The organism is Pseudoalteromonas sp. SG41-1, from assembly GCF_014164575.1.
In the GTDB taxonomy this organism is placed as follows: Bacteria; Pseudomonadota; Gammaproteobacteria; order Enterobacterales; family Alteromonadaceae; genus Pseudoalteromonas; species Pseudoalteromonas rhizosphaerae.
In genome coordinates this window covers 1-13,170 of record NZ_JACJFL010000074.1, presented here as the reverse complement: position 1 = coordinate 13,170, position 13,170 = coordinate 1, and the positions used below count along the sequence as shown (strand labels likewise).

Sequence of the window (13,170 nt, the reverse complement as noted above, 5' to 3'; positions counted from 1 at the left end):
AAAAAAGCCCCGTATCTCTACAGGGCTTTTAAAGGGAAAGGAAAATCTACTATTCTGTGAATACTTTGTCTTCCATATCAGCTATTTGCTTTTTCTTTTCTTCTTCGCTGTAAAGTTCGTTCTTCACATAGAAATCAGCAACTTTCTTGCCTTTATTTACAGCTTCACGAATAGCATTAACTAAGTTATCTTGTACTCGTGTACGACTATTCCACTCTAATGTATTACCATTAGCGTCTTTAATAGAGAAAATCATTGTCTTTGAAGCGATAACGGCTGGAACCATGTTATCAAGCTTAGACTTTTCAGCACCTTCAACTTTATGTTGATTAATAATCTCAGCCATTTTCTTACTTTTGGCATCAATACTTTTTTCGCCTTTAACTTGTTCCCAAAGGTAATCAGCAACATCACCTTTAACTTGACCACCACCAGCATGTTGAAGAACTGTACCGTCTTCTAATTGAACTTTGAAGATTGGTGGACGAGCTTTACGTTCACGAACAGGTTTATCTTCACTTTCTTCTTCAATCACAAGATAAGAAGGAAGTTTCATTGTAGACATATATTCAGCAGCAGCTTTTTCAGCTAATTTTTCAACAGTTGAGCCAGTTAACTTAGCAAATTCAGCAGTAGCAGGGCTTGATACAACTTCCTGATATTTAGCTTTACGGCTATTTTCTAATACAGCCATACCAAGAGACTTTTTGTTATCAACAACAAACTTTAATAAGTCAAAACTTGCTGCAGTTTGAAATAATTGTTTTACACCTTCTTTGGTAGAAACTTGCTTTACAGCCGCTTTAAGTTGTTCGTTAGTATCTTTAGAAACTTTAACTTCAAAAAGTTGATCCATGATTATTACTCCGATTGGGAACTATTTAATTAATGAGCATGGACACTATAGTTAGATATATTATGTAATGTCAACACTAAACAATAAAAAACATGATATTTTTTATCATAAAAAAATAAACCCTACTATAAAAGCAGGGTTTGAAGTTTGTAGTCCATTGTTGTTATTTTGTTATTCCTTTAATAAATGTCCTTAAAATTACCTATATACGTAATATGACGAACGTATATTCCTTTTAAATTAAGTCCATATTTAAAAAAGGCAATGTCCTTACTCTTAAGTTGTATATGAAAAAAAACTAAAGTAAATAGTTTTTTTAAATTTATATATTAAATAATTTAGTTTTCGTAAAGAAAGGTAGAACTGTACCTTGTATATGTTGATGCAAACCACCAAATATTTGATTTTCATCAACTTCTATGTCAATCCATTTGCTGATAAATTTTGGTAATGTATTCACGATAGCACAGCATTTAATCAAAATATAACTTACAACAATGGTATACAACATCATTCCAACAAAGCCCTGAAACATATTCCATATAGAACTATAACTATATTTTAAATCAAGTATCGGAACTAAAATTGATAGTGATAGGTTAAGTAGGTTGATTAAGATATTCGCAAAGAAAAACGCAACAACAAAACCAATCAGTATTAATAGAGGTTGAAAAATTACAGACTTTATTAACTTATAAATCGGTAATTCATGACCTTCAAATTCTTCACCTTCATTCGGGATCAAGAAGTAAAGGCTAACAAGAGGAATAACTATCATTGTTTTGACTACAGAAATTAACCACGCAATGATTTTTGATAAGAAGAAAAAGAAAGGAATAAAAGGTATAACTACACCTAAAATAAAACCAATTATAAACATTCCTTGAAAGATATCAGCCGCTAATTCAATAAGGTTTGATATTGAATAGACTACCTTTGCTAACACATCAGGCATAAAACCTGTTATTGACATAAGTGTTTTATTTGCTAAACCTAAACCAAAAGAAAAACCTATTGTATCTTCCATTATCTCATTACCAGCTTGCGATAATGCTAAGTAGCTATTCATTTTAAATACGCTACATTTATTTAGATCCGTACTACAACCACCGTCAAAATCATATTGTGAAGTTATTAAGGCTTTAATATCAAAGATATGTGTACTTTGTTCCACAGGTTTAGGACGAGAAAAAATACCAAATACACTATCAATAGCTTTACGTTTCTCACTACCTTCCTGATCGGTTAATTCGTCCTTAATCTCACTATCGTAACCTGTATTATAACTACTTCTAATTAACTCAATTTCAGTTGATATGTCGTTGATATACTTATTCTTCTCAAAATAAACACTCCCTGTTAAAAACCATCCCTTATTAATCAGTGAAACAATGTTATCTACTTCATTTTGTAAGGCTTCTTCTTGGTTTTCAAACAATAGGTCTGTGAAGACTTCTTTTAATCTTGGCTTAAAGTAATCGTGTAACCTCGCGTATTCTTTATTTGATACTGATTGTATGTGTTGTTTTAATGAATTTTCATCAGCATAAGCGATATCAATGTATAAGATACGATCTTTAACCTTGTTGTATAGGTACTCACCATTTATGTTTTGCTTCATACAGTTATACGTACCTGTATCATGTATAAAACCGTCTATATCATTCTTACACTGAATTTCTCTTAAACTTAGTGCTATCTCTCTCAATAACCTTTGATAAGTGGAAGAATACAACCCTAACTTCTCAGCTACTTCTTTTTGCTTATCATTTATCGTATACAAATTGCCACAGTAATTGTCTTTAAATAGCTTCATACCGTGTACTTTGGCACAGTATTCACCCACTTTTATATCGTTAGGGGTAAAGTCCTTTATGAAGTAGAAGTCATTGGCTTCTTGAAGAGTGGTAGGACTGATAAGGCACTTGTAGTATTCGTCTTCGGCTAACTTTGAATACCTGTTATTGAATGAATAACCACGTTGCTCTATCGCTAATTCACGTTGTTGTATGTCGCATAGATGCATATGGACGTTGTTTTCAACACGCTCTATAAATGTTTCAGTGATATTTGATCTTTCAAACTCTTCACTCGCATTCATATCAAAGTTAATCATAGCAATGGCAAAGACTATGATTGTGTATAAAAATTTAGTAATGAAGATACCCAATGATACAAAGAATAAGAAAAGAAACTGTACGACACTTAAACCACCAAAAGCAGGTATAGGCGCAATCAGGCTATAAGCAATCGATGACTTTTTAAACGTCTTAGCAAAGAAAGAAAATTCAGGTATTTTATTACCACTCATTAAACGAGTAATAAACCCTGCAGAAAAGTAGACTGACATAGAAATAGCGATGCCAAATAAAAATGTATTTATTGAAACTAATATAGGTAAGAAATAGTTATTACCAAAACCATCAGTAATCTTTTGTTTAAATACTTCAACATTAAAATCAGCTTGTAGATTAAGAGCTTTATTAAATATTGATATAATAACGTCTACACCGTCTATTAGCCCCTCACCAAACAAGAAAGCTAACACTTCTACTGATATGTCGTTTTCCATAGGGCTTTGTATACAATCACCATACTCAGCAGTCAAACGGCTTATTTTTTGTGTTATCGGTAAGTCTTGTATTTGTTCTGTTAATTGATCTCTACGTTCTTTATCGAGAAGAACAGCAACTTTGTCTTTACACAATTCAGTATTTACATCAGTGGCAAACGTACTATGTGAAAATATTAATAAGAATAGCAATGTAAATACTTGTTTTATCATCCGTTTTCTTGTCTCCCTTATCTATCAAGGTAATACAAAAAACGCATTAAACAATAGTAAAAACAAAAAAACTCTAACAACAAGGTTAGAGCTTTTAATATGATTTTACTTGATATTATTTAGCCTTAAAAACGTCCTCGTTTTCTTGCTCTGTATCAGTTGTTGTTTTGGTAAGAATACCAGTGAAAGCAGTGAAACCTAATGCTAATGAGCCAGCACCAAACATGATTAGTGGTTTCATTAGCGGGTTCTGTCTACTATCTTCCGCATACTTTTTAAGACCTACAATACCTAAGAAAGCAAAGATACCGCCAGCAAACGCCACAACCCAACCGAATAAACTACCTACGGCTTTTGTTGTTCCAGTTAAGTTACTCGCTACATCATCAATCTTAGCTGTTTCAGCTAATAACTCAGGCGAGATAACCGTAGCCAATACAGCTACTAAAATAGTTAAAAGTGTTTTTGTTAATATTCCCATTTTCTTATTCTCCTTATTATAGATATATTAATCGTTGTATAAAATTACAGTCGCAGGTGAAGCACTACTACACGCAGTAGTAGCCGTTGTTAACGTCCAATCAGGTGTATTATTTTCAGTACCGTTAATGTCAATACGGTCATAACCAACACTTCTTCCAGCTTGATAAGCGGTTAAGCATTTTTCTGTTGTATCGAGTCCATTTGCGGTTAATGAGAAATCATTACCACTCGTTGCAGAACCAGCAATAACATATTCACCGTCTAATTTACTTTTAATAACACCAGTTGAGCTATCGGAATTATTTCTTGTGCTTGTGGGTAGCATTCCAGCGGAAATGGCAATATCATTATCAAGACCTGTTGAGCTTTCATTAGCAAATGTTTTTTGTAGTTCTTTTGTAATATCAGCAATCTCAGTAATTGCTTCATTTTGTTTAATACTATCTTGACCATCACCAAAGGCTAAAATCATTCCAGTAATTACTAACGCCCCTAGAGCAATTACAGCCAAGGCTTCAATCAAGGTTAAACCTGATTTATTACCTTTTATTAATCTGTTTATATTTTTTTTCATTTTATAGACACTCCTTTTCTTAAAATTATTTTTGTCTTCAATATTGATGTAGCATATAAAAAACTTTCATCAAGAACTAAATATTAAAAAAATACATTATTTAATGGTTTTTTTTTGAAAAGTCTTTTACAAATCTAAATAAATCTTCTTCTTTATAGAAAATTTTTGTGCCTTGACGTTTTAATAATTCTAATAATTTAATAGCGTCCTTTTCATTGTTAAACATTCTCAATGGATGAAATGAAATAAGATCGCTTCTCTTCATTATTAAATTAACAATGAAAATAGATTTTTTTGCTACACGTTGTGATATGAAAGCTACGTCATTGTTTTGATAGAAAAGAACATGCTTAATCAATGAGTTATCGCAAATGTTTTTAACCTTTTCATAAGCGTCATCGTTATCTGTAGGGTAGTAGAAAATGTAGTGTTTTGAAGTGGTTGATTGTGCTGATCGTGGCGAACCTATGCGATAACCATTCGCATCGGCTTTTTTGTATTTTTCCTTAAAATCGTACATTAAATTAATATTCATAATTATTCTCCCTTAGAATATTATGAATATCATTAAAATTTATTTAATCAATATTTAAGCATCCAAAAAAAAGAGCTACCATAAGGTAGCCCTTTTCTTCGCTTTTCAAAGGTAGTATCAAACGAATAAATGGAGAACACTATTCGAAGACAAGATTATAATATGATGAAAATAATATGTTGTCAATATATTTGCCAATAAATATTGTATTATATAATATATTTTTTCTTGTTTAAATATTATGATTTCTAACTATTGAATTAATTTAAAATCTAATATAAAAGCCACTCTAAGTGGCTTATTTTTTTATAGTTGTGCGTATTTCCTAATCATAATATCTTTTTGTTTATCATTCGTTGCTTGTGTCTTAGCTTCAAGCATTGATTTGATATTACTACCTTCATAATCAATAGACACTTTACTGCTATCAGGATCAACAAGTTTAATCAAATGTGATTGACCGTTTTCAATCAGGAAATTTTTATAAAAAGGCAATTCATCTTCTTGCCAGCCTGTTAGATAAAACTCTAAGTTTTCCGAAAGCTTTATATCTAATTGACTTAAATTTCTATCTCTACGATCAAGATTAATTTTAAACACTTTTTGTAAAAGCTTTTTATCAGCAACTTGCTTTTTATACTGCTTTCTACGCTCTATTCGCAAACATTCTTTCTCATACTCTTCACTTTGCTTATTAAATGATGAAGAACCTGTACCTGTTGTTTTACTACTATTAAAACCAGCCGCTTCATCCATTCTTTCCATTGTATCAGTCATTAGCTTTTTGCCACCAAAAACGTGATTTTCTAAACGATTGATTGAATGGTCAATACGATGATCTCTCATTACACTATTTCTTGCTTTAACAATTGTGTGTGAAGTCTTTTGAATATCTCTAAATATACTCTTTACAATGTTTTTCTTACCTTCATCAGCATATTTATTGATAGTTGCCATTATCTCTTTAAAGTCTTCTTTAACTAACTCAAAATAAGTTCCTGTATAACTTTCTCTATAATGAAGCTTTAAATTTTCTTTTAATTTTTCACAGATCATTAGTGAATGTTCTCTAACATCACTATAAGAATAACTATTAGCCTTTTCTCTATAATTTCTATCGTGATTTTTTATTCCAGACAACGTACTTTCAAGCTGGCTAATCGCTTTTTGTAAATGTTGATAATGTACTTTTACACTGTCGTTTCTGTTAATTAAATTTTTCATAATATCTTTCTCCATTAATTTCATTTTATCATTAAAAAAGCTGTATTCAATGCTTTGAAAGTTGAATGAAATTGTTTTTTCTATTTCTTACTTTATATAATGGTTTATTTAATATTGCTTAAGAAGAAAAATGTGATTTAATAATTTAAAAGGAACGAATAATATGAAAGAAAATAAAATATTTGAAGAGTACATTGATGATGTAATTGTATTTATTAATAAGTACTATCTACAAAGCGTATTTTATACATTAGTTATTTTTATAGTTTGTGGTATTGGTTATATCTTTTTAAATATCAATGTAAATACTGACATAAGTTCAACACGATACAGAATGGACGTTTGTATCAATGTTATGAAAAATTCGAAGGCTACGAAATGTAAACAAGGAATACTTAACGATACATCCTCAACTATACCTACTTACTTCATTGCTTATAAAAGTGGTGATAACATACAAATTGAAAGCAATAAATTTATATCACAGGCGTTAAGAAAAAATATTGAGAACGCTTACAACAAGCAAAATATTGTAATGGATGCTGATTGTACTAACCCTAATTTTTGTAATGGTTTAAAACTGTTAAACAGTAAAACAAAAGAAGTGTTTTGGACGATTACGAAAGATGAGTATTTACAGTTTAAAGATAGGTATGATAACTATTATGATAAAACAAGGTAAAAATACATTGTATAATGAAAAAAATAATCATTATGGTCTTTTTTTTTAAAAAAAATATGATATATCTATAAATATAACAAAAGAGAAATGTAATGAAAATTGACAAAGATTTTTTAAATCAATTAGACAACATAATATATATTGATTTGGTTTCAGCAGGAAGCTCAAAAAAATCGGACGTTATTGCTTTGAATATCATTAAAGAAAATGTTAGTACAAATGAAACTCAAAGATTAAAAAGATTTTATAATCCTTTACACGATAACAAAGCGAATACTCGCTTAACTGATAGTGATATCGAAAAGCTTCATGAAAAACGTAAAGGTGCTGAGTATTCAACAACTTTTAAAGGTGATAAAGAAGCGATTACTGAATTTGTAGGGAAGGGTAATACACTATTAGTAATGGCTAATGCTGATAAAGTAATGCATCACTTACCACAATCACTTCAAAATGGTGCGGTATTTGATATTGCCAAAGAAAACATAGACTTTACTAATCTTAAAACAGAGAATGGTGTAAAAAAACTACCTTCATTAACAACAGTAGCTAACAAACACGGTATAGAAAATACCAGCGATAAAGCTCAGTTGTTATCGACTCTTTTTAAGAAAACCATTGATATTGAGAACAGCCAGAAGAAAGAAAACATCTATAACCCAAAACTTGCTAATCACCTGAAAGGGCTAGGTAAAGCATTTTGGACTAAAGTTGACGCATACAGGCTTGACGGTGAAACACGTAAAGACTTGTATAACAATACACAAAACTACACTGATTTTATTGTTAGACAACAAAAAGTGTTTAATCAAAAAGTAATGTCAGGTGCTTACGACAATGTTATCAAAAAAGCAGTAATGAATAGAGGGCTTAGTGAAAAGCAAGCTGATAAGTATAGTAATCAAATAAAAGAGATACTTGATCCAAGACGTTTAATTGGTGGTGAGAAAATCACAACATTTGCTGTATTTGCCAGTGAAACAAACAAAGCAGCGAAAGCTTGGGACAATAAGTTTGAAAATGAAATAAATAAACTTACGGGCAATGATAAGGTTGTTGCTGATAACAAAAAACAAAAAGCAAGAGAATTATCTATTTAATTTTAATTGTGGTGTTGACATTTAAAAAATATATCATAAATTAAAGTTTACATTAGTCTATTAGATTAATGAAAGTAACACTTATTTTAATTATTCAATCAAGCAAAAAACCATTCGAAAGAGTGGTTTTTTTATTTGCGTTATTGAAAATAATTTTTTCTATATTACCTTGATATATCAAGGGAGATAAATAATATGGAAAAAAATCACAATGGCGATAACACTGATGGTGTAATACTACTTATAGCAATATTTGTTTTAGGACTATTCTATCTATCAAGCTCATTTTTTGATTATTACTTTCAATTTTGGTACTACACAAAAAAATATTTTTTTTACGCACTATCATTCTTACCAGAAGAAATAGCAGGTTATCTTTTTTTATATGCTGACATTCCTCACTATATCTCTACTTATATAGAAGGCTTTCATATACGTAAGTTAGATATAGGTGTAAACATAGGAAAAATAAACAACTACTTTATAGATCAATCTACCGAAACTATAAAAGATAACACAGGGTTTATAGCCTTAGTTGATCGTATCTATACCGTTGTATTACTTCCTTTTGTCTTTTTCTTTTTCTATAAATTAACCAAGAAAATAAATAATAAACTACGTTTTGACAGAGTATACAACATACGTTCCTTAGCAGAACAAGAAAGTGAGATATGGACGCAGATTAAACCCATTATTCATGAACAAGAAAAAATGGTCGGTATCAAATCACTTGATGAAAACTGGTTTGCTATGAGCGAAAAGCCACAGGAATATTTGAAACGCCATAATGTTTTAGACTATGAAAAAAACACTGATAAAAATAGCGAAGGGTTTAAAAAGCTTCAATTTAAACTTAACTACAATAAAGCATACCAGCTATTCACAGAGGAACTTGGCGCAACCTTTAAGGACTTCAAATCATTATCTATCGAAAAGAAATGTGTATTGTCGATTATTGTAGCGAAGTTGATAGGTGATAGTAAGAAGTCAAAATATTTTAATGACACATTAGCAAGAGCATACTCAAGTCATAAGAACAAATCACACGAAAAGAATAATCTTCAATACAGAGCGATCATACATAAAGAGGTTGAGGACTATATTAATAGTAATTTTGGACTAACCACAACAGAGAAGAAGTTTATTTTCTTTAAAAAGAAAAAAGTTGATAAAAGAATATCAATCATAAATGACATAGTTGATAAGCATTTTTATGAAAAAACACTTATCGCAAGACTACTTGAAGAGAGTAGAACAAAAGGCGTTTTGGCTTCTTGTGAGTTTTTATGGCTTAAAAAGGAAAATCGTGATCTTTGGTATATGTTAAGCCAAACAGGGCGTATAGCGTCTTTTGTTGAGTGTAGTGGTGCGTGGTCGCACTACTTATTTGAAAAAACAGCAGATATGAAAGTAAAACAACCAAAGGTTGAAGCAGCAATCGAGGGTGCTGACTACCACTTAGGGAAATACTACAAAAATTACAAAGGAATAACGAAATGAATGTAAGAAATTTTGATATACACATTGCCAGATTACCAGCCAAGTTAAAACTTTTAGGCTTTATTTATCATTTGTTAAAACGTAAGGAAGCTACAATTCACAATAACCATAATAACGTTGTTAATCTCAGTAGTTATATATCTAATACTTTTCTATTTGGTGATAATGAAAACGGTAGCTTTATTGCTATACAAGATGACTACTTACCTTGGTTTATCGAACACCATTTCACAGACGCAGTTATGTGTTTTAAAACAGGCTATATCTATCTTGTCGCACGAGATGAAGATTTTGACTATATGACTTACGCAATAGGTATCAAATGTCGCTCTAAACGCCTTTTAGCGATTGCTGACGTTATCAATAACAAAGATCTACAAGTCAAAGTATGTCGTGTCGCAGAAAACAATGAAGTGTTTATCTCTCATAAGAATGTGTTTTATGGCTTAAACGTTGTAGAAAGCTCGATTGAAGAGTTTATCGCTAATGAAACGATTGAGAATACAGCCGATATCAAACAAACACTGATGGATCATATAACTTCTTGATACAAATAACCTTTACCAGAACAAAACAGTTTCAAATCAATCAATGACTTCTTATCACTACGGGTAGCACGATTACCCGTAGCTTTCTTTATGTATTTGTAATCGCAGTTCACCACAATACCAGTACCTATGCTTGTCATTCTGTTCTCACCGTTTTGTGAGTAATAGCAATAATAACCACTTCCAAACTTCCTGAATGACAATTGTTTGTATATATCAGGGTTATGATAAGCCAGCGCTTCAATATGCTTACAAGCACGTTGTTTTTCATCGAGTGGTGCTTTTTGGCTCATTATAATTTGGCATACTTGATATAAATTGTTTGCTTCAATTTTTTTCACTGATTGTGAGTTGCTATGACTAACTTTCATTATTGTACCAGCGTCAACATAGACAAGTTTTGGTGGTTGTATCACTCTCGAATAATGACCTTCATTGTTAAATTGATCTCTTAACTCTTCTAGCTTTTGATACTCAACTTCCCAATTATCATTATATAAAACACTCATAATCGGTTTTGAATTATCAAAGCACTTATACCTCTTAAAGTCACTGTAAAACTTAGCTAATTCAATATTATATATCTTCTTTGCATCTTCAAATTTTATATTCATGTTTGTGAGTTTGTTATATTTTAATATAAACACATAACAATCTAATAACGCCACCTCACTTAATTATTTATATTTTTATCATTATTTAATCTGTTTTTTTAAAAAGTTCTATTGATTTTTTACAAATCTATTATAAAACAATGTAGTAAATAAGGAAAATAAAATCGTGCTACTTATTGGATGAGTACAAAAATAACAAGAGGGAGATGATGTTATGACTCTAAGAAAATTGCTGATTGGTGAATTTAAACTACCACCGATGTTTGTTAATAAATTTATTGCTGAAAATAAAAATACATTTATTAAAGATAGTGTTGCTTATGAAAAACCAACGGGGAAGTTAAGAACTTTACTTGTTGACGATGATAACAAGGCAATAAAATATATAGAAAAAATGCCACAGATAAGAAACATACTACTAAGACGTAAGTACACAAGTGCAAGAAATGTAATTATTGATAGTGGCTCACCAACAACACTTATACATGCATACTTAAACGAAAGGTGTTTTGAATTAAAAAGACAATGTGTAATTGATTATGAAAAACTACATAGAAAGACATATTACTATTGTATTGACAAAAGTAGATTAATCTCTGATTTTAAGAGATATAAGAAAAATTACTATAAAGTTAAAGAGGTTGAGACATTAAGACCATACAGATTAATTAAAGATATAGTGAAAGTTAACAATTCTTATTCGTATAAACTATTTTCAATGTTATGTAATGATTTACTTAAAAGAAATTTGATAACGGAAAATAAAAAACGTGTAAACAATGTTTATCGCGTAGTTGATAAAAATAAATTCATTAAATATTTAAAAGCTACACCTGAGTACAAAAATATTAATGCGTCAAGAAAATATAGGTCTATTCATAACATACTAAAAACAGAACTTAATGTTAATGAAGATAATTGTTATTACACACTTTCTAAGTCGATAAAAGATTTGTGTGGAAAAGGTATAGCCAAAATTATCAAAGTAAGATCTAAACACTATTACTACTCACTGAATGACATTGAAGTAATAAATCACTTTAAAAATGTAATTAAGGGGGTTGATTATGATAAGTGCGGTTAAGGAGTGGTTTAGAAAACAACAAATAAAAAGTTTTAAGAGTGATAATAAAGCTCGTATAAAAATCTACAATGTATTGATTGATAGTTTAGGTTTTGGAGATAGTATCAAATTAGCCGTACAACGACACCTTGAAACACTTCAACGAAGAAGACAAAAATCGTTATTTAGAATGATTGATACCAAAGAAATAGTGTTTTTAAAACACGCCAATGAAGTATTAAATACGGGTAATGATTTTTCAGGAGCTACACGCGATTTTGTCTCTTATAACGAACAAATGATCTTAGATAGTGGTGGCGGTGGTAAGCTGGAACAATCACTAAAAACCTGTTGTAAGCTAGTTGAAGACATAAGCAGGTTAAAAAGCACTATTATATCTTCAATGATTTACCCTTGTGTTCTTGTAGCAGTAGCAGTAGGAATGGTGATTATGTTTTCCTATAAAATTATTCCTATTTTAACTGAAGTAAGTAATGTCTCTAACTGGTCGAATAGCGCACAAAAATTCTATGCCTTTTCTTCATTCATACAACACAATTTAATAGGTGTAGGAATAGGTTTAGTTGTATTGATTGCGGTAATCATTTACGCATTACCCAATCTTACAGGCAACATACGCTACAAGCTTGATAGTTTATTCCCGTTTTCAATATATAGAAAATTTCAAGCAGGTATCTTTTTGATCTCATTTTCTAACTTAATGGAGAGTAATTACACCAGTTTACAGTCATTAACTAAAATGAAAGAGAATACAACTAAGTATATCGGTTATGAGTTAAATCTAATGTTAGACAGCGTTAACAAAGCGATTAAACCAGCCGCAGCAATCAATACACATTTGTTAGGTGAGATAGGTGATGAGATTGAAGATCGTGGCGGTAAAGGAAACTTTGAAGAGATATTGAGAAGATTTGGTGAAAAGTCAATAGACGATATTATCAATCAAATCAAAAAATCATTATCAATAATCAATGGTTTAATTATTGCCTTCATTGTGTGTTTTATAGCATGGGGTTATATGTCATTTATGTCAGCTTCAACATCGGCAACACAAATGTCAGGGGCTTTCTAACTCAATAAAAATCTAAATAAATATATCTTTAAGGCGCATGATGCGCCTTTTTTATTTTTAAAGCATACTAATAATGCATAATATAATGCATGAATTGATTATTTAATAATTCT

13 protein-coding genes are annotated in these 13,170 nt (G+C 30.5%); 6 read left to right on the top strand and 7 right to left on the bottom strand.

Annotation, left to right across the window (positions count from 1 at the left end):
- Nucleotides 1-49 precede the first annotated feature (49 nt).
- The 6 genes from H5203_RS21620 to H5203_RS21595 all read right to left on the bottom strand — a co-directional run bounded on the left by H5203_RS21620 (nucleotide 50) and on the right by H5203_RS21595 (nucleotide 6,457).
- The gene (locus H5203_RS21620; protein ID WP_182820302.1) at nucleotides 50-856 is read right to left on the bottom strand and encodes a hypothetical protein; all 807 of its coding nucleotides are present in this window, start codon (nucleotides 854-856) and stop codon (nucleotides 50-52) included.
- Between the two features lie 322 nt (nucleotides 857-1,178).
- Nucleotides 1,179-3,641, bottom strand: coding sequence for a hypothetical protein (locus H5203_RS21615; RefSeq protein ID WP_182820301.1), 2,463 nt, complete (start codon nucleotides 3,639-3,641; stop codon nucleotides 1,179-1,181).
- 115 nt (nucleotides 3,642-3,756) lie between these two features.
- The gene (locus H5203_RS21610) at nucleotides 3,757-4,122 is read right to left on the bottom strand and encodes a hypothetical protein (protein WP_182820300.1); all 366 of its coding nucleotides are present in this window, start codon (nucleotides 4,120-4,122) and stop codon (nucleotides 3,757-3,759) included.
- Between the two features lie 27 nt (nucleotides 4,123-4,149).
- Nucleotides 4,150-4,698, bottom strand: a complete 549-nt coding sequence (locus tag H5203_RS21605) for a type 4 pilus major pilin (protein WP_182820299.1) — start codon at nucleotides 4,696-4,698, stop codon at nucleotides 4,150-4,152.
- Nucleotides 4,699-4,798: 100 nt separating this feature from the next.
- Complete coding sequence (locus H5203_RS21600) at nucleotides 4,799-5,233, bottom strand: hypothetical protein (protein ID WP_182820298.1); 435 nt, start codon at nucleotides 5,231-5,233, stop codon at nucleotides 4,799-4,801.
- A 306-nt stretch (nucleotides 5,234-5,539) separates the two neighbouring features.
- Nucleotides 5,540-6,457: a hypothetical protein gene (locus tag H5203_RS21595; RefSeq protein WP_182820297.1), complete on the bottom strand. Its 918-nt coding sequence runs from the start codon at nucleotides 6,455-6,457 to the stop codon at nucleotides 5,540-5,542.
- Nucleotides 6,458-6,620: 163 nt separating this feature from the next.
- Here H5203_RS21595 and H5203_RS21590 point away from each other — a divergent pair, with 163 nt between their 5' ends.
- The 4 genes from H5203_RS21590 (at nucleotide 6,621) to H5203_RS21575 (ending at nucleotide 10,287) form a co-directional block, all read left to right on the top strand.
- On the top strand, nucleotides 6,621-7,139 hold the full coding sequence (locus H5203_RS21590) for a hypothetical protein (protein ID WP_182820296.1): 519 nt from the start codon (nucleotides 6,621-6,623) through the stop codon (nucleotides 7,137-7,139).
- 92 nt (nucleotides 7,140-7,231) lie between these two features.
- A complete protein-coding gene (locus tag H5203_RS21585) occupies nucleotides 7,232-8,239 on the top strand; it encodes a hypothetical protein (RefSeq protein ID WP_182820295.1) in 1,008 nt (335 codons plus the stop codon).
- 195 nt (nucleotides 8,240-8,434) lie between these two features.
- On the top strand, nucleotides 8,435-9,739 hold the full coding sequence (locus H5203_RS21580; RefSeq protein WP_182820294.1) for a hypothetical protein: 1,305 nt from the start codon (nucleotides 8,435-8,437) through the stop codon (nucleotides 9,737-9,739).
- Complete coding sequence (locus tag H5203_RS21575) at nucleotides 9,736-10,287, top strand: hypothetical protein (protein WP_182820293.1); 552 nt, start codon at nucleotides 9,736-9,738, stop codon at nucleotides 10,285-10,287. The genes H5203_RS21580 and H5203_RS21575 overlap by 4 nt, the downstream gene beginning before the upstream one ends.
- On the opposite strand, the gene H5203_RS21570 is transcribed toward H5203_RS21575, so the two are convergent.
- On the bottom strand, nucleotides 10,272-10,955 hold the full coding sequence (locus H5203_RS21570; protein ID WP_182820292.1) for a hypothetical protein: 684 nt from the start codon (nucleotides 10,953-10,955) through the stop codon (nucleotides 10,272-10,274). The genes H5203_RS21575 and H5203_RS21570 overlap by 16 nt on opposite strands.
- Before the next feature lie 160 nt (nucleotides 10,956-11,115).
- Here H5203_RS21570 and H5203_RS21565 point away from each other — a divergent pair, with 160 nt between their 5' ends.
- Nucleotides 11,116-11,985: a hypothetical protein gene (locus tag H5203_RS21565; RefSeq protein WP_182820291.1), complete on the top strand. Its 870-nt coding sequence runs from the start codon at nucleotides 11,116-11,118 to the stop codon at nucleotides 11,983-11,985.
- On the top strand, nucleotides 11,969-13,057 hold the full coding sequence (locus tag H5203_RS21560; RefSeq protein ID WP_182820290.1) for a type II secretion system F family protein: 1,089 nt from the start codon (nucleotides 11,969-11,971) through the stop codon (nucleotides 13,055-13,057). The genes H5203_RS21565 and H5203_RS21560 overlap by 17 nt, the downstream gene beginning before the upstream one ends.
- Nucleotides 13,058-13,170: the final 113 nt, after the last annotated feature.